Source organism: Aquiluna sp. Uisw_065 (assembly GCF_047731275.1).
Classification (GTDB): domain Bacteria; phylum Actinomycetota; class Actinomycetes; order Actinomycetales; family Microbacteriaceae; genus Aquiluna.
This window is the reverse complement of sequence record NZ_CP159836.1, coordinates 734,016-751,703: the sequence shown is the minus strand read 5'-3', so window position 1 is coordinate 751,703 and position 17,688 is coordinate 734,016. Positions and strand designations below refer to the sequence as shown.

General features: G+C 51.8%; 16 protein-coding genes. 4 read left to right on the top strand and 12 right to left on the bottom strand.

The genetic code is table 11. The annotated features are described in order from the left end of the window. A complete protein-coding gene (gene ppgK, locus ABXT50_RS03750) occupies nt 1-753 on the bottom strand; it encodes a polyphosphate--glucose phosphotransferase (RefSeq protein WP_415273574.1) in 753 nt (250 codons plus the stop codon). After that, nucleotides 754-1,617, bottom strand: a complete 864-nt coding sequence (gene map, locus ABXT50_RS03745) for a type I methionyl aminopeptidase (RefSeq protein WP_415273573.1) — start codon at nt 1,615-1,617, stop codon at nt 754-756. A gap of 40 nt (nt 1,618-1,657) precedes the next feature. Between map and ABXT50_RS03740 the strand changes: the two genes are divergently transcribed. Continuing rightward, complete coding sequence (locus ABXT50_RS03740; RefSeq protein WP_415273572.1) at nt 1,658-1,843, top strand: hypothetical protein; 186 nt, start codon at nt 1,658-1,660, stop codon at nt 1,841-1,843. Here the strand turns inward: ABXT50_RS03740 and panB are convergent. Beyond that, complete coding sequence (gene panB, locus ABXT50_RS03735; RefSeq protein WP_415273571.1) at nt 1,840-2,625, bottom strand: 3-methyl-2-oxobutanoate hydroxymethyltransferase; 786 nt, start codon at nt 2,623-2,625, stop codon at nt 1,840-1,842. The genes ABXT50_RS03740 and panB overlap by 4 nt on opposite strands. Further along, on the bottom strand, nt 2,622-4,241 hold the full coding sequence (locus ABXT50_RS03730; protein ID WP_415273570.1) for an NAD+ synthase: 1,620 nt from the start codon (nt 4,239-4,241) through the stop codon (nt 2,622-2,624). The genes panB and ABXT50_RS03730 overlap by 4 nt, the downstream gene beginning before the upstream one ends. A 34-nt stretch (nt 4,242-4,275) precedes the next feature. Between ABXT50_RS03730 and glnA (ABXT50_RS03725) the strand changes: the two genes are divergently transcribed. Both glnA (ABXT50_RS03725) and ABXT50_RS03720 read left to right on the top strand, forming a co-directional pair. Further along, nucleotides 4,276-5,616 carry a type I glutamate--ammonia ligase gene (gene glnA, locus ABXT50_RS03725; RefSeq protein ID WP_415274802.1) on the top strand — a complete coding sequence of 447 codons (1,341 nt, stop codon included), beginning with the start codon at nt 4,276-4,278 and terminating at the stop codon, nt 5,614-5,616. After that, nucleotides 5,617-8,502 (top strand): bifunctional [glutamine synthetase] adenylyltransferase/[glutamine synthetase]-adenylyl-L-tyrosine phosphorylase, encoded by a 2,886-nt coding sequence (locus tag ABXT50_RS03720; RefSeq protein ID WP_415273569.1) that lies wholly within the window; start codon nt 5,617-5,619, stop codon nt 8,500-8,502. Between the two features lie 49 nt (nt 8,503-8,551). Here ABXT50_RS03720 and glnA (ABXT50_RS03715) read toward each other — a convergent pair whose 3' ends face one another. The 8 genes from glnA (ABXT50_RS03715) to ABXT50_RS03680 form a co-directional block, all read right to left on the bottom strand. Then, entirely contained in the window at nt 8,552-9,976 is a 1,425-nt protein-coding gene (gene glnA / locus ABXT50_RS03715) for a type I glutamate--ammonia ligase (protein WP_415273568.1), read from the bottom strand. 78 nt (nt 9,977-10,054) lie between these two features. Beyond that, nucleotides 10,055-10,753 carry a DUF4191 domain-containing protein gene (locus ABXT50_RS03710; RefSeq protein ID WP_415273567.1) on the bottom strand — a complete coding sequence of 233 codons (699 nt, stop codon included), beginning with the start codon at nt 10,751-10,753 and terminating at the stop codon, nt 10,055-10,057. 14 nt (nt 10,754-10,767) lie between these two features. Continuing rightward, nucleotides 10,768-11,760 carry a lipoyl synthase gene (lipA, locus tag ABXT50_RS03705; protein WP_415273566.1) on the bottom strand — a complete coding sequence of 331 codons (993 nt, stop codon included), beginning with the start codon at nt 11,758-11,760 and terminating at the stop codon, nt 10,768-10,770. Further along, nucleotides 11,747-12,397 carry a lipoyl(octanoyl) transferase LipB gene (gene lipB, locus ABXT50_RS03700; protein ID WP_415273565.1) on the bottom strand — a complete coding sequence of 217 codons (651 nt, stop codon included), beginning with the start codon at nt 12,395-12,397 and terminating at the stop codon, nt 11,747-11,749. Before lipB ends, lipA begins: the two co-directional genes overlap by 14 nt. Before the next feature lie 10 nt (nt 12,398-12,407). Next, nucleotides 12,408-13,883 carry a 2-oxo acid dehydrogenase subunit E2 gene (locus ABXT50_RS03695; protein ID WP_415273564.1) on the bottom strand — a complete coding sequence of 492 codons (1,476 nt, stop codon included), beginning with the start codon at nt 13,881-13,883 and terminating at the stop codon, nt 12,408-12,410. A gap of 28 nt (nt 13,884-13,911) precedes the next feature. Continuing rightward, on the bottom strand, nt 13,912-15,285 hold the full coding sequence (gene lpdA, locus ABXT50_RS03690) for a dihydrolipoyl dehydrogenase (protein WP_415273563.1): 1,374 nt from the start codon (nt 15,283-15,285) through the stop codon (nt 13,912-13,914). Between the two features lie 43 nt (nt 15,286-15,328). Beyond that, nucleotides 15,329-16,357: a leucyl aminopeptidase gene (locus ABXT50_RS03685; RefSeq protein ID WP_415273562.1), complete on the bottom strand. Its 1,029-nt coding sequence runs from the start codon at nt 16,355-16,357 to the stop codon at nt 15,329-15,331. After that, nucleotides 16,347-16,730: a hypothetical protein gene (locus tag ABXT50_RS03680; protein WP_415273561.1), complete on the bottom strand. Its 384-nt coding sequence runs from the start codon at nt 16,728-16,730 to the stop codon at nt 16,347-16,349. Before ABXT50_RS03680 ends, ABXT50_RS03685 begins: the two co-directional genes overlap by 11 nt. 32 nt (nt 16,731-16,762) lie before the next feature. On the opposite strand from ABXT50_RS03680, the gene ABXT50_RS03675 reads away from it, so the two are divergent. Continuing rightward, the gene (locus ABXT50_RS03675) at nt 16,763-17,668 is read left to right on the top strand and encodes a proteasome assembly chaperone family protein (RefSeq protein WP_415273560.1); all 906 of its coding nucleotides are present in this window, start codon (nt 16,763-16,765) and stop codon (nt 17,666-17,668) included. The last annotated feature ends 20 nt before the right edge of the window (nt 17,669-17,688 follow it).

Below are 17,688 nucleotides of genomic sequence, written 5' to 3'. Positions count from 1 at the left end.
TTATAGGTACTGCACGGCCATTGCCGCCGCGCCGATGATTCCGGCCGCATTCTTTGTGCCAGCAGGAACAATTGCTGTCTTGATCTTGATAAATGGAAAAAACTCTTCGTGAGACTTGCTGGCTCCGCCACCGACGATAAACAGGTCAGGGCTAAATAGTTTTTCCAAGTGCGCGAAGAACTTCTCTAACCGCTGGCCCCATTGTTCCGGCGAAATCTGGTCGCGCTCGAACGCACCGTAGGATGCATAGCTTTCGATGTTTAAGTGTTCACCAATGTCCAGGTGCCCGAATTCGGTGTTTGGGACCAGCGTCTTCTGGATAAAAAGTGCTGAACCAATGCCAGTTCCGAGAGTTGCCATAATTGTGACTCCGCTTGCATTCCGTCCGGCACCGTAGGTCATTTCGGCGACTCCGGCTGCGTCGGCATCGTTGAGTACGTGGACCCTCCGATCGAGTGCAGCTATGAGTAGGTCTTCGGCACACAAATCGATCCAGCTGTCGCTTATGTTGGCGGCTGATCGTGTAATGCCATTGGTGACAACTGCTGGAAGGCACACACCGACCAAGGCAGTTGAAGGAGCCTCGAGTTGGCTTATGAGTCCCTTGCAAATTTGAGCAACCGCATCGGGCTCTGCGCCATCGGGTGTTGGAATCCGAATTCTTGAGGAGGCAAGCTCTCCAGTTGAGGTGTCAACTAGCGCAGCCTTAATCCCGGTGCCACCTACGTCGATACCGATTGAAATGCTTGTCATCTAGAGCTCCGTAAGTATTTCCGGGCCAGTTTCGGTTATCAAAATAGTGTGCTCAAATTGCGCGGAGAATTTTTTGTCTTTGGTCGTGATGGTCCAGCCATCGTCCCACATGTCCCAATCTTGAGATCCGAGCGTAAGCATAGGCTCAATCGTGAATACCATTCCGGGTTCGATTAGATCCCGGTAAGCCGGTTCGTCGTAGTGCGGAATTATTAGACCGGTGTGGAAGCTGGTCCCAACTCCATGACCGGTGAAGTCACGAACAACTCCGTAGTTGAAGCGCTTCGCATAGCTCTCGATAGCTCGCCCGATAATGTTGACTTCTCTACCGGGAATCGCGGCTTTTATGCCTCGCATCATAGCTTCGTGAGTGCGCTCCACTAGTAATTTGACTTCCTCTGACGCTTCTCCTGCAATCACAGTTCCGTTGTTATCACCGTGGACTCCGTCAAGGAATGCGGTTATGTCAATGTTTACGAGGTCACCCTCTTCGATGACCGTGTCATCAGGTATGCCATGGCAAATCACCTCATTCAATGAGCTACACAGAGATTTTGGAAACCCCCGATAGCCAAGTGTTGAAGGATAGGCTCCGCGGTCTATTAGGAATTCATGCCCTATCTGGTCCAGCCGATCCGTGGTCACGCCTGGTTTTACCGATGCAAGAACAGCTTCGAGGGCTTGTGCGGCGAGCTTGCTAGCTGCGCGGATTCTTTGAATGGTTTCTTCCTCGTACTTGTCGCCACCCTTGTGCTTGGCGGGTCCGCTCTTTCCAACATACTCTGGTCTAGCTATGTTTGAAGGTACGATTCGCGGTGAGGATATTTTCCCGGGGATAAGGCTGGAATTGTGAGCTTTTGGCATGCGATTAGTCTATTTTTGATTTAGCAATATAGGAGGCACATTGTCCGATAAGCCCGAATTCTGGTTTAACATCAAGACTCAACTTGTTGAGAGCGGACCGCAGTCTCTCTCGCTTGATCGAATCGGGCCATTTCCGGATATTGAGAGTGCGAAGGCTGGGCCCGACACCGTAATCGCAAGAGCAAAAGCGCTTCGAGAAGAAGATGAAAAAAAGTGGGAAGACTAAAACTGCTGATCAATGGCAGGAAAGCTGCCATTTTGCACTTCGGATCGATACTCCACTGCCGCAGCCTGGAGTGATTCTCGAAGGCTGAGATATTTCTTCGCAAACTTTGGCGATCTTTCCCCTAATCCTGCAAAGTCTTGCCAGACCAGTATCTGGCCGTCGCAATCTGATCCAGCGCCGATGCCGATCGTCGGTATCTCCAGGGCGATAGAGATCTCCTTGGCCAAAGCTGCGGGTATCATTTCCAAGACGATTGCGAAGGCTCCGGCTTTTTGAATCGCTAGGCACTCGCTCATAAGGCGATCTGCATTTTCCTGATCCCTGCCTTGAACCTTATAGCCAGCCAGTCCGTGCAAGGTCTGAGGGGTGAAACCGACGTGACCCATTACGGGAATACCGTTGTCTACAATTCTTGAAATCTGATCTATCTTGGCCCCCTCGAGCTTTACAGCTGCCGCGCCAGTTTCCTTCATGGCTCGGATAGAGGTTATTAGAGCCTGTTCGGAACTGACTTCGTAACTACCGAAGGGCAAATCGAAGACCACAAGCGAGTTTTGAGCGCTTCTTGCAACTGCCTTTCCAAATGGGATCATCTCGTCAAGAGTGATTGGAGCTGTGCCTTGATTGGCCAGGACGTTGTCGCTTGCTGAATCTCCAACCAATAGAACTTCTATCCCAGCGGCATCGAAGATGCTGGCTGTATGCATGTCGTAGCTGGTTAGTGCCGCAAAACGAATCCCTTTGTTCTTAAGCTCCCTCAGAGTGCTGGTCCTGATCTTCATAGTTCGGTAAACCTCGTTGTGATAGGAACCCTGCGGCCGAAGCCGAATGCAATCGCCGTAGTTTTTGTTCCGATGGCGCCTTGTGAACGCTTCCATTCTGAGGCCCTGACCATACCCTCAATCTTTTCAGCCAGTTGTCTTGAATGACCGCTGGCAATCACCTGCTCAATCGTCGCGGATTGTTCTATGAGGAGCGCTAGAACTTGATCGAGAATCTTGTAATTAGGAAGTGAGTCGGTGTCAATCTGGTCAGGTCGTAGTTCCGCACTCGGCTCCTTGGTTATTGAGTTTTCGGGGATCAGCTCTCCATTGCCTCGATTATTTAGCCAGGAGGAAACCCTCCAAACATCTGATTTGAAAAGGTCCTTTATAGGCGCAAATCCGCCCGCGCTGTCGCCGTACATGGTCGAATACCCAACCGCGATCTCCGACTTGTTGCCGGTCGAGAGAAGAAGAGCATTATCAGTGTTGGAGATACCCATTAGCAGTACTGCCCGGATTCTCGCCTGTAGGTTCTCTCCCGCCAGGTCACTGAAGTGAAGAGAAGACTCAAAAGCCTTGTGCACTGTGTCAATCGGAATCTCACGAAGTTCAATTGAGAGGTTCGCCGCTAACTTTTTGGCATCTGTTACCGAGTGGTCCGAGGAGTAACGGGACGGCATAGCAACACCTATCACGTTGACCGCACCGACGGCTTCGACAGCAATCGCCGCTGATAGAGCCGAGTCAATACCACCACTTAGACCTAGGACCAATTTTGTTTGGTTGGTCTTTCTGCAGTAGTCGCGTAACCCGGTAACTAAGGCCTTCCATAGTGTGGACAGATCGTCGCTTGTCACCGGCTGTAGGTCATTGGTGGTTTCATAAAAGCAGCCCTCTTCGAAGGGAGCTCTCTGCACTTCGGTCCCGCTTGAGTCAAGTAAAAAGCTCCCGCCGTCAAAAACTAGTTCGTCCTGCCCACCGGACAGGTTGGCGTAGGCAACGGCGAAGTTATCTTGAAACTTCCGTGCCGCAACGCGTCTCTCGGGCGCCTTTTCGCGAGTATAAGGAGAACCGTTTGGAACGATTAGCAGTTCGACGCCCGCTTTTCTGAGTTCTGCTGGTCGGGTTGAGTTCAGATCCCATATGTCCTCGCAAATAGCTATTGCGCATGTGGTTCCACGCACCTCAAAAATGAGTTCTTGGTTACCAGGAACAAAGTTTCGCCAATCGTCGAACACGTCATAGTTAGGCAGCACTTGCTTGTGATAAGTGCCTATCAGCTTGCCCCCGTGAATTACGCTGGCTGAGTTGTGGGCTATCGCCTTGGAGGACTGAATGTGTGTGAACTTGGAAGCGGCTAGCGTGGCATGGCCGATGACAAAGTACAGTTCCGAAAACATAGGCGCGTTAGAGGCTTCCACCAACTTGTGCAGGGCTTTTTCTGAACGATGAATCACGTCTTCGCGGTAACTCAGGTCTCCCAGCGGATATCCCGACATCGCGAGCTCTCCTGAGACCAGCACATCGGCCTTACCTGCAGCTTCTTCGGCATATCTCAGGAGTTGTTCGAGGTTATGGGCAACATCGCCCACCACTGGGTTTGTCTGGGCAAATGCTACTTTTATTGACGTCACACCCGATAGCCTATTACCAGTGTCAGGAGGAAATATGGACAAGCAGCAAGAGTTTGTGTTAAGAACCATTGAAGAGCGCGGTGTTAAGTTCATCCGCCTCTGGTTTACGGACGTTGCCGGGTCTCTGAAATCGGTGGCTGTTGCCCCTGCAGAGATAGAGGGCGCCTTCGCAGAGGGCATAGGTTTTGATGGTTCCTCCATAGAGGGGCTCGCCAGAAACTCTGAAGCGGACATGCTGGCGATCCCGGATCCTGCGACTTTCCAGATTCTTCCATGGAGGGGGACGGTTGATCCCGCGGCAAGGATGTTCTGCGACATTGCAACCCCCGATGGACAGCCTGCAGCTGCCGACCCACGAAATGTTTTGCGCAGGACGCTGGCAAAGGCCGCATCCATGGGCTTTAGTTTTTACGTTCACCCTGAAATTGAGTTCTACCTTTTAAAGTCGAGCAGTGTTGACGCCTCTGGGGAACCCGTTCCAGTTGATAATGCCGGCTATTTCGACAACGTGCCTGGAGGCACGGCTCATGACTTTAGAAGAAGAGCCGTAACCATGCTTGAGCAGCTGGGTATCTCGGTTGAGTTCTCCCACCACGAGGGCGGTCCGGGACAAAACGAAATTGACTTGAGATATGCTGACGCGCTAACAATGGCCGACAACATAATGACTTTCCGGACTGTAATCAAAGAGGTGGCCATAGAGCAGGGTGTCTATGCAACCTTCATGCCAAAGCCTTTCACTAACCACCCCGGTTCCGGAATGCACACTCATTTCTCGCTTTTTGAGGGAGACAAGAATGCATTCTTTGACCCCGCCGCCAAGTACCACCTGTCAAACACCGCTAGGCAGTTCATGGCCGGAATTCTTCGTCACGCCCCTGAGATAACTCTGGTCACGAATCAGTATGTGAACAGCTATAAGAGGCTCTGGGGCGGTGGTGAGGCTCCAAGCTACGTCAGCTGGGGCCACAACAATAGAAGTGCCCTAGTTCGCGTTCCACTTCACAAGCCGGAAAAGTCCCAAAGCACGAGAATTGAATATCGCGCAATGGATTCTGCCGCGAACCCATATCTTGCTTATTCTCTGCTGTTGGCTGCAGGGCTGAAGGGCATTGAGAATGAATATCAGCTTGAGGATGAGACTGAGCAGGACGTTTGGACTTTGTCTTACCAGGAGCGTCGTGCAATGGGCATAGAGGCTCTTCCTCAGTCACTGGACCACGCCATCAAAAAGCTTGAGGGCTCCGAGCTTGCCGCCGAGGTCTTGGGGGAGTCGGTATTCAACTTCGTGCTTGCTAACAAGCGCAACGAATGGGCCGATTATCGCGCCCAGGTGACTCCGTATGAGATTGATCAAAACCTAAAAACTCTCTAAATGGTTATCGGTAGAGTCACTTCACTAAGTGACATAGTTCGACTGGGTTTTGAGTCGCTGAGCGTTGCCAGGGAAAACTTGGTTGAACTAGAGAATGTTCTTGGCTCAAGCTACCAGCGGTGCGAATCGGCTTTTGAAACGTCTGCGTCTCCGGATAGGGCTCTGACGCAACTCCTGGAGCTTTCAAGGAACCACCCGAAACTTATTCAGAAGGCGCTTGCTGAGTCGTCAGGCCCGAAGCGGTTAATAGCAATTCTCGGTGCATCTGACGGTTTGGCAGAATATCTCACGCGTCATCCTTCTGAACTGTCACTTTTTAGCAAGGCTCAATCACTTCCATCAACTTTTTCTCTCAATTGTGAATCAAGACTCGATCTTCGTGTGTCGTATCGCAGCATGCTTCTAGCAATAGCCGATTGGGACTTGGGGCAGTCAAATCCGTCTGACGGTGTCGTTGCGGTCACCCAGGCCTTGAGCAGGCTCGCCGATGCAGCCTTGGATGCAGCGTTGTCGGTGGCAAGGTCGGAGTTACTGGCAGACGGAAGAATTTCCCAAGAAAAATCTGAGAATACTAAATTATCGATTATCGCGATGGGCAAAACAGGTGCGGATGAACTGAACTACGTGAGCGACGTTGATGTCATTTATGTTGCTGGGGGTCCAGAGGAATATGCGATTGCAACGGCGACTCAATTGGCGCAGAGGTTGGGTTTGGTTATCAACGAGGCAGCTATGGAACCTGGACTTTGGGAGGTTGATCCGAACCTTAGGCCCGAGGGCAAAAATGGGGCGCTTGTCAGAACGGTTGCCGCTCATGCGGCCCACTACAACAAATGGGCTGAACCGTGGGAGTTCCAGGCGCTACTAAAGGCCAGGTTCGCAGCTGGTGACCAAGAGCTTGGAGAGCAATACCTTCTGGAGGTGAAGTCCCAAATTTGGGGTGACAGAGAGCGCTCAAATCTGGTTCAGCACGCCAGGCAAATGCGTAAGCGTGTCATTGAACAAATCCCCTCGGAGGAGAAAGAGCTCAACATAAAGCTAGGCCGCGGAGGACTTCGCGATGTCGAATTCACCATTCAGCTTCTTCAGCTGGTTCATGGCGTTGTCGACGAGACCCTTCGAGACTCGGGCACATTTCCTGCAATTCACGCTCTAGCCGAGGCCGGGCTTTTGGGCCGAGATGACGCGTTGGAGCTGCAGAGCCAATATCGCTTGCTTCGGGTTATCGAGCACAGGCTTCAACTGGTAAAGCTTCGAAGGGCTCATTTGGTGCCAACCGATTCTTCAGATCTTAGAAGAATTGCGCGTGGTGTCAATCCTCGTCTTAGCGCCGAAGATCTTCGTGTGATTTGGGCGAACAGTCGCCAGGAGATTGCAAGTCTCCACGATACGATCTTTTTCCGGCCCTTATTGGCGGCAACAGCCGCGCTTTCGCCGGGTGAAATTTCGCTAACTGCCAGCGAGACTGAGAGCCGTCTAGTTTCTCTTGGATTCACAGATCCCAAGGGCGCCATGCGCCACCTAAAGGCCTTGAGTCTAGGGATGTCACGCGGTGCTACTATTCAACGCTCTCTTCTTCCGGTCCTGCTGCGCTGGATGGCCGAAGGTATGAATCCGGATGGAGCTTTATTGAGCTTCAGAAGGCTCAGCGAATTGTTGGGTGATAAGCACTGGTTCCTAAAGATGCTTCGTGACTCTTCGGGTGCCGCAGAGCGGCTTATGCAAGCACTGTCGAACTCCGTCTACATTTCGCGACTGCTTGAGTACACGCCGGAATCAACGGCCTGGTTTGCGGACGAATCCAAGCTTCAACCCACTAACAGGACCTCTTTAGAGGCTGAGGTGGCATCATTTTTGGCCAGGAACTTAGGGTTTGAAAAAGCCGCCGAAGGACTGAAGTTTATCCGCCGTAGGGAGTTCCTAAGGATTGCTATTGGGTCGACTCTCGGCAATCTAAAGGTGCGTCAAGTTGCGATGGCGCTCAGTGAAGTCACGGAGATTTATCTAGGGTCAATGCTTATCATTGCTGGACGCAAGTCCGACATTGACCTGGACGTGAGCATCGTGGCAATGGGTCGCCTTGGAGGTCAAGAACTTGGCTTTGGTTCAGACGCTGATGTGATGCTTGTCTACAGCGACGATGGTCCGAATGCTCAGAGCAAGGCCGAAGTTCTTACCGGGGAATTTATAGGGCTAGTCAAGGACCCAATTTTAGAGTTCGAGTTAGATCTCGACTTACGCCCCGAAGGTAAAAATGGCCCGCGCATCAAATCACTCAACGCATACGAGGGTTACTACCAAAAGTGGGCGGAGACCTGGGAGTTTCAAGCTCTTCTTCGCGCACGTCCTATGTTCGGATCTCGAGGCCTAAGAGATTCATTCACAAACCTCATCGACAAGTATCGCTATCCTGAAGAGCTCTCAAATAAGCAGCTTGTGTCTGTGCGTGTGGTCAAGGCGAGAGTTGAAAACGAAAGGCTTCCGAAAGGTATCGTCGCAAATAGACACCTGAAGCTTGGACCTGGCGCAATTAGTGATGTGGAATGGCTTATCCAGTTGATGCAGTTGAGATACGCCGGGAACAATCCCGAGCTGCGAAGCCTCACGACACTTGACACTTTGGCATCTCTAGTCAAGCTGGGACACATTGACGACGCTGATTCGCACGTGTTGGAAGATGCATGGATTATGGCGAGTCGAGTGCGCAGTGCCCAAGTTCTTGCCTTGGATAAGGCATCCGACGAGCTTCCGATTGACAGGAATAAGCTTGAGGCGCTCGCACGAATTTTAGAGTTCGAGCCTGGCTCAGCTACCGAGCTTGAAGAGCGATATCTCGCTGTGACGAGGCGCTCAAGAGCAGTTTTTCAGAAGTTATTTTTGGAATAGAAAAAGCCGGGTGGAAAATCCACCCGGCTTTTTCTGATGCAGATAAGTCTTACACTCCGTAGTAAAGCTCGAACTCGTAAGGATGAGGTCGCTGCGCCATTGGCTTTATCTCTTTCTCGCGCTTGTAGTCGATCCAGTTCTCAATAAGGTCCTTTGTGAAGACGTTGCCTTCCATGAGGTAGTCGTGATCCGCCTCTAGCGCCTTCAAGACAGACTCTAGATCCGCAGGAACTTGAGGGATCATCTTGGCTTCCTCTGGAGGTAGCTCGTAAAGATCCTTATCAACTGGCTCATGCGGTTCGATACGGTTTTTAATTCCATCCAGGCCAGCCATTAGCTGCGCGGCGAAAGCCAAGTAAGGGTTTCCAGAACTATCTGGAGCCCTGAACTCGATTCGCTTAGCCTTTGGGTTCGAACCAGTCATAGGGATACGAATGGCGGCAGATCGGTTTCCAGCGGAGTACACGAGATTTACTGGAGCCTCAAAGCCGGGTACCAAGCGATGGTATGAGTTGATAGAAGGGTTGGTGAAGGCAAGCAAGCTTGGTGCGTGCTTCAAGATTCCACCGATGTACCAACGGGCTAGATCGGAGAGGGAACCGTAGCCAGCCTCGTCATAAAACAGCGGCTTGCCGTCTTTCCAGAGCGACTGGTGAACGTGCATGCCAGACCCGTTGTCGTTAAACAATGGCTTGGGCATGAAGGTTGCTGTCTTGCCGTACTGATGAGCAACATTTTTCACGATGTACTTGAACTTCAGAAGATCGTCCGCGGACTTAACTAATGTGTCAAAGCGATAGTTGATTTCACATTGTCCAGCAGTTCCGACTTCGTGGTGGCTTCGCTCAACACTCAATCCTGCGTCTTCTAGCTCCAACACGATTGCGTCGCGGATATCGGCCAAGTGGTCCACGGGGGAAACTGGGAAATAGCCACCCTTATAAGGAGTCTTGTTTCCTAGGTTTCCACCTTCTTCTTCCCTAGCGGAGTTCCAAGCGCCTTCGATCGAGTCAACGATGTGGAAAGCGGTGTTTGACTTCACTTCGTAGCGAACGTCGTCAAAAATGAAAAACTCAGCCTCAGGGGCGAAAAACGCGGTGTCGGCAATTCCGGTCGACTGCAGATAGCGCTCGGCCTTGTGAGCTACCTGGCGTGGGTCGCGGTGGTACAGCTCACCATTCCGCGGGTTGTAGATGTCAAAGTTCATGATCAGAGTCTTTTCGACTCGGAATGGGTCTTCCCACGCTGTTGTGACATCCGGAATCAGCTGCATGTCACTCTCGTGAATGGAAGCGAATCCGCGAATTGAGGAGGCGTCAAACAGCTGTCCAATTGCAAAAAATTCTTCATCAATTTGAGAAACTGGCAGGTTGAAGTGCTGTTGCACTCCGGGCATATCAGTGAATCGAACGTCCACAAACTTGATGTCGTGTTCCTTGATGTACTGCAGCGCCTCTGAGGCTGTTTTGAACATTGAGGTACCTCTCTTGGGTAATTACGGGTATTTCTACTTACTCAGCTGTAAAGATAACGAATCTATGTTTCGGAAATGTTAACCTTTGCGCTTTGGAGCTCTAACTCGATTGGGATCAATTCCTTTTGGAATCGGAACAGAGGCGTGTGCGCCTAGAGCAGCAAGTCTGTTTGATACTGCATTTACTTCGCCACGACTTAGAGACTTGGGAAGCTTGTAAACATGCTTTAGCAGTCGATAGATTCTCACTCCGGAGTCGTCTACAGTCACCTTCACTTTGTGAACCGCCGCGCCGGGTGCTGACCTCAGAACTTTTCTTGCTTCATCATCAAGCATTTGCTGAACTCGGGCTGATGAACCCTCTGAAATAAGGACCACCCCGGGGCGCCCTATCATTCGGTAAATAGCTTCTCGTGTCTTGGCGTTGACGGCTACTGGCATCGAGGAAGTCCTCCAGCCGCGCTTTATTTGTGAGTCCAACACTGCACCAACGGCCCCTGCTTGACCTTCGATTTGCATGTAGGCGTTCTTTTCGGCCTTCTTGCTCATGACGATCATTGCCAAAAGTACTCCGGTTATGAATCCGGATAGGCCCCACAACACCAACGTGAAGACATTTCCATCGCCGGTCAATACCCCGACACCTAGACCGACTGCAATGGACACCAGTAATGTCAGAGCTGCGAGCCATGCCGAAGTCGGGTCAGATTTAGCTGTCGTCTTATAAACGCGCCAAAGCTGTCGGAAGCGTCCTGGGGTTTTCTTGTCTTTAGCCACGGGAATTAGTTTAGTCAGGCTACTGCGCTTGCTTGCGCAAACTCGACTTTGTCCGCCAGATGCTCAAGTTCTTGAGGGATCTCGCGGCCCTTAGCCATCATCGACTTGGCCCAAAGCCTTCCGGCGCGGTAACTTGATCGAACCAATGGACCGGCTAGGACTCCTAGGTAGCCTATTTCCTCGGCGGCCTGTGAAAGCTCGACGAATTCCTGAGGCTTGACCCAGCGTTCAACCGGGTGGTGTCTTGGGGAAGGCCTTAGGTACTGAGTGATTGTAATGATGTCTGTTCCGGCATCGTGTAAGTCCTGAAGGGCTTGAAGCACCTCTGGAATTTCTTCACCCATACCCAAAATCAAATTGGATTTAGTTACCATTCCGGCTTCTCTGCCTTGGCTTAGAACATCTAAAGAGCGATCGTAAGTGAACGCTGGCCTAATCCTCTTGAAGATTCGGGGCACTGTCTCGACGTTGTGTGCAAATACTTGTGGTTTGGTGTCAAATACTTTTTGCAGAAGCTCTGGTCGACCTGAGAAGTCTGGAATGAGTATTTCGACTCCGGTTCCCGGTGACTGCTTTTTAATCTGTCGTATTGTTTCGGCGTAAAGCCAAGCACCCTCATCGGGAAGGTCATCTCGAGCAACTCCGGTGACCGTTGCATAGCGGAGGTTCATTTGCTTGACTGAGGAGCCAACTCGTCGAGGCTCATCCGCGTCGAAGGCGGCTGGCTTGCCTGTGTCAATTTGGCAGAAATCGCACCTTCTGGTGCACTGGCTTCCGCCAATGAGGAATGTCGCTTCTCGATCTTCCCAACATTCGAAAATATTTGGGCAACCGGCCTCTTGACAAACAGTGTGGAGTTCTTTTTCCTTCACAAGACTTTGCAGTTTTTGATACTCAGGCCCCATTTTGGCTGTAGTTCTTATCCAATCGGGTTTTCTCTCGATGGGAACCTCACTGTTACGAACTTCCAGTCGGAGCAGTTTGCGCTCTGGTTTAGCTTCTGACATTCGGTATTTCTCCCATCTGCTGCTCTACAAGCGTAGCTGCTTGAGCTGGCGTGATATCGATTCCAGCAAGTTTGGACAAAGTTGTCGCCTTTGCGTCGTCTATACCGCAAGCAATTATGTGATCGAAGGGGTCGAGTGAGTTGTTGCAGTTGAGGGCAAAGCCGTGCATGGTTACTTTTTCGCTAACTCGAATCCCGATGGCCGCGAGCTTCTGGAAGCCCCCTTCGGTATTTACCCAGACTCCAGTTCGGCCTTCAACGCGCTCTCCTGCAACGCCAAACTCGGCTGCAACATTGATAAGAACTCCCTCCAGCCATCGGACGTATCCAACCACATCGATTGGTTGAGGAAGGTGCATAATTGGGTAGCCAATAAGCTGCCCTGGGCCGTGCCAAGTTATTTTTCCGCCCCGGTTTGTTTCGATAAATTCGGAACCATCATTCGGAAGCTCGTGTTTCTCGGTTCGCTTACCTGCTGTGTAGACGCTTTTGTGCTCGAGAAGGAGGACTGTGTTCGGCCTCATGTTTGCTGCAACTTCGGCATGGGTCTTGAGCTGCATCTCCATGCCTGAGCGGTAATCCACAAAGTTGGGGTTTAGTCCAACTCTTTCAAATTCAGGCATTACTAAGGAGTTCACCCATCTTCATCTAGATGCCGAGATTGGCTTCAAAATTGCCAGCCTCAAGCCTTGACTTCACCTGCATTAGGTAGCGGGACGCGTCTGCGCCGTCAATAATCCTGTGGTCGTAACTGAGAGCCAAGTAGACCATTGAGCGTATGCCAATGGTGTCATTGCCATCAGCATCTTTCACAACCGCTGCACGCTTTGTTACGACGCCGGTGCCCAAGATAGCTGACTGTGGCAAGAAGACAACTGGAGTATCAAACAAGGCTCCACGGCTACCAGTATTCGTCAGCGTGAAGGTTCCGCCGGAAAGTTCGTCTGGTGTGAGTTTGTTGGTTCTTGTGCGCTCGGCCATATCGGCAATTACCTTCGCCATTGTGGCGATCGACATGCTCGCTGCGTCCTTTATGACTGGTGTGAGCAACCCTCTTTCGGTGTCAACAGCAAATGCGATGTGGTCTGAACCGTGATACACAATGTTGGTATCTTCGACGGTCGCATTAATTATTGGGTTCGCCGCTAGAGCCTCTGCCGCCGCAAGAGTGAAGAACGGCATAAAGGAAAGCTTTGTTCCGGCTTTCTGGGTGAACTCGGCTTGTACGCGCTGTCTCATCTCGGCGATTTTTGTTACGTCCACTTCAACAACGGATGTCAGCTGAGCGCTCTGTTGCATCGACGCAACTGCACGCTCGGACAGTACTTTTCTGAGTCGTGACATAGGTACTGTGGTACCCCTAAGCGGTGATGCCTCCGCGCTCGTGTGGGCAGAGGCCGGCACGACCTTCGAAGTTGGCGCAGTTAGATCTTCTTTTCTGATTCGGCCGCCGACGCCGGATCCTCTAATGGTTCCGAGGTCTATTCCCAGCTCCGATGCAAGTTTCCGGACGATTGGCGTTACGTAATTTGGGTCGCTGGCAGTCTCTTCCGTTCCAGTTCCCGCAGCCGGAGATGACGGTGGGGTAGGCGCGGCGGCTACAGGCGCAGCAGGCGCAGCGGCTACCGGAGCAGGTGCAGGAGCAACAGGCGCAGCGGCTACTGGTGGAGTGGCTACAGGAGCAACAGGCGCAGCGGCTACTGGTGGAGTGGCTACAGGAGCAACAGGCGCAGCGGCTACTGGTGGAGTGGCTACAGGAGCAACAGGCGCAGCGGCTACTGGTGGAGTGGCTACCGGCGCAGCGGCTTCGGGTTCAACAGGAGCAGTAGAAGCAACAGGAGCAGCCTCTTCAGGAGTTGAAGGGGCAACCTCGGCAGAAGCTGCGGCTGCTGCCTCGCCAACGATGGCAAGAACAGCGCCAACGGCAACCGTCTCGTCTTCCTGGACCATGATTTGAGTGAGAGTGCCGGCGAAGGGCGATGGGATTTCGGTGTCTACTTTGTCTGTAGAAACCTCTACTAACGGCTCATCGATGGCTACTGTGTCGCCGACGTTCTTAAGCCATCGTGTGACTGTACCTTCGGTAACAGATTCGCCCAATGCTGGAAGGGTTACTTCGCTCATCTTGGATACCTATCTCTAGAGTTCTTGGCTATGCGTGGGCGTGAAGTGGCTTACCAGCTAGCGCGAGGTGCGCCTCGCCAATAGCCTCGTTCATTGTTGGGTGTGCGTGGATCAGCGGTGCTACATCTTCCGGATATGCTTCCCAGTTGATGATTAGCTGTGCTTCACCAATCTGCTCGCCTGCTCGTGAGCCGATCATGTGGAATCCGATGACTGGACCGTCTACCTCGCGAATCAGCTTGATGACGCCCGCAGTCCCGAGGATGTTGCTCTTGCCGTTACCGGCCAAGTTGTACTCGTAGATGGAAATCTTATCCGCGCCGAACTTCTCTTTGGCTTGGGCCTCGGTTAGTCCCACTGAGGCGATTTCAGGCTCGCAGTAAGTTACACGCGGGATTCCCATTTGGTCCACAACGACTGGCTTCAGACCGGCAATTTCCTCGGCCACGAAAATTCCTTGCATAAAGCCGCGGTGCGCAAGCTGCAGCCCAGGCGTCATGTCTCCGACGGCAAAAACGCCCGGCAGGTTTGTCTGGAGGCGTTCATCAGTGAGAACGAATCCACGATCCATCGTGATTCCTTGCTCCTCGAATCCGAAGCCTGTGGCGTTAGGACCGCGACCGACAGCTACTAGAAGAAGGTCAGCGGCAACGCTGTCGCCGTTTTCCAGTGTGACTACAACGCCATTTTCATCCTGGGTTACTTCGCTGAACTTGTTTCCAAGCTTCAGCTCCATACCGCGCTTCTTGAAGGCTCGCTCGAGACCCTTACTCATTGCGGGGTCTTCGTTGGGCACAAGTCGGTCAAAGCCTTCAATGATGGTGACTTCAGCTCCGAACGACCTCCAAATGGAAGCGAATTCGACGCCAATGACGCCGCCTCCAAGGATCGCAACCTTGGCCGGAACCCAGTCCATTTGTAGGACCTGGTTGCTAGTTATTACTCGTCCCTTGATTTCGACGCCCAAGGTTTTTGCAACCGAACCCGTAGCAAGAAGAACATTTGTTCCGGTGTAAACCTCGGTGCCCACCGTGATTGATTTTGGTCCAGTTAGGTGACCTTCTCCCTGGACTGAGGTTATGTTCTTTGAGGCCACAAGACCAGTCAAGCCCTTGTAGAGCTTGTCAACGATGGAATCCCGGTACTTATTCACCTGAACCATGTCGATGTTCTGGAAGGTTGCATTTACTCCGAAGTGAGCCGATTCCTTCGTGGTATCTGCTACTTCGGCCGAGTGAAGGAGCGCCTTTGTTGGGATACAGCCATAGTGAAGGCAGGTACCACCAAGTTTGTCTCGTTCGATGAGGGCGACTGACAGTCCTAGTTGGGCTGCACGCAGGGCGGCCGCATAGCCACCGCTTCCGCTGCCAAGGATTACAAGGTCAAAATTATGCTCTGTCAATATTCACTCCAAAAAACGCGGCTTATTAGCCCAAGTCTACTACTTAGCTAGAACTCAAGTTCTTGGCCATTTGCACAAGCGTGCGAATAGCCACCCCTGATGCACCCTTCGGGGTGGAAGCGAAAGGGCCACCGTCATTATTCGCTGGACCGGCAATGTCTAAGTGCGCCCAAGATGCGTCGGGATTCACGAACTCGCTCAGAAACCAGCCAGCAATAAGCATTCCACCGGCCCGGTTTCCAATCTTTACGTTCGTCAGGTCTGCAAGGTCCGAATCTAGAAGGGGCCTCAGTTCGGCTGGCAAGGGCATCTCCCACATCAGCTCGTCTGATTCGACAGCCGCCGTTCGAATCAGGCTGACTGCTTCGCCGTGCCCCATTACGCCGGCATACCGGTTCCCGAGGGCGATCGTGGCGGCTCCGGTCAAAGTAGCGACATCGACGATGTGGTCGACGTTCATCTCGGTAAGTAATGAAAGACCATCTGCCATTACTAATCTGCCTTCGGCGTCGGTGTTTAGTACTTCAACAGTCTTGCCATTTCTCATGGTCAACACGTCGCCAGGTCTTGTTGCTTGCCCGGAAGGCATGTTTTCAGCAACGCAGAGTATCGCCGTCACGTCCAGCGCCAATTTTTGCTCAGCAATTGCAAGAACCGCCGCCATTACTGTTGCAGCTCCCGCCATGTCGTATTTCATTCCCACCATGGATTCGGCTGGCTTCAAGGAGAGACCGCCAGTGTCAAAGGTGATCCCCTTGCCAACTAGTCCTAGGTGCTTTCCGCCGCCTCGATAGGTCATCTTTATGAGTCTCGGCGGACGCTCTGATCCTTGTCCGACGCCTAGGATTCCGCCGCAGTTTTCCTTGGCTAATCTTTCCTCGTCCCAGACTTCTATCTCCAGCGGGAGTCCAGAACTGGCGGTAATGCAAATCTCCGCCAGTTTTTCGGGCCATAAGTCATTGGCCGGCGTATTGATTATCTGCCTTGCCTGCACTATGCGGCTGGCGAGGTTCAGGGATTCGGAGATGTCTGTTCCGAGGAGCTTCTCATCGACTACAAGCTCAATTGCCAAGAGGTCTGAGGAGGATTTTATACTTAGACGGTGTGTCCATACCCAGAAGGCATCCTTCCGCAGCCAGCAATAATTCTTCCGCGCTTGCTTGGGACAAATCAATACTTAGGTGGGCAATCCCTTTTGAGGCCCTAACCGCTGCGGCCGCGTAATTTCTGTAATTGATTGCGTCGCCACACCCTATTACTAGCAAAACCACATCTGCTCCAGGTACCCGGGTAGCGCTCTCCAGCTTTGCTGATGAGCCGTATTTGAGAAGAGCGTCAGTTTCAGAGGACTCGAACCAGTCGGCTTCTGAATTACCCGCAGTCTTGGGAACTGCCAGATGAGTAAATGTGTTTGTTCGGGTTGAGGTCAATGTGATGTTTTGCATGTTCCTAAGTTTAGGTCGGTTACTCTTTAAGGGTGAACCCGCTATACGAAGAATTTACACATGCCGAGATTCCATCTGGACTGCCGATGGTTGCGTTGATATCTGGGTTCAGCGATTCGGGGTCGACCATTTCTCAGCTGTCTGATCACTTTTTTTCGGAACTTAATCACGAATTGGTGCTGAGCTTTGACAACGACGAGTTTTTAGATTATCGATCTAGGCGACCGGCTCTCTTTTTTGAAAAAGATCACATTGAGTCTTACGAGCCACCGTCGCTATCAGTCCATCTCGTGTTCGACGAAGCACAACAACCCTTTTTGCTTTTGGAGGGCTACGAGCCAGATTTGAAGTGGGAGGCATTCGCTGCCAGCCTCCTTGAAATTATTCAACGCTTCCAGGTGTCAAATTTCACGTGGGTTCATTCCATTCCATTCCCGATTCCTCATACAAGACCCGTTGGTGTGACCGTTTCTGGAAATCGTAAGGACATGATCGAGAGATTTTCAGAGTGGAAACCGCAGACTCAGGTTCCAGGCAATGTGACACACCTTCTTGAATTTCGGTTGAGCGCTCAGAATGTGAACACTGCTGGGTTTGTGCTTTTGGTTCCTCACTATTTAGCTGACAACGAGGTGCCAAATGCTGCGATTACCGGACTCGAGCTAATTAGCGCCGCGACCGGGCTGGTATTCCCATCGGATCAGCTAAGGGACGATGCGGGAAAGTTTGAAGCCAAGGTCAAGGGCCAAATTGAGGACAATCCGGAATTAAGTAAATTGGTGCAAACTCTTGAAGCTGGTTACGCAAGCGGTGGCTCTGGTCCGTCGAGGGCTCCAATTAGTAAACCTTCGGGGGAGCCTCGCAGTGTTGACGAGCTCACGGAAGAGCTAGAGAATTACCTTTCGACTATGAGAAAAAATACTGACACCGAGGAATAAAATCCCTAGAAATTGTCTTA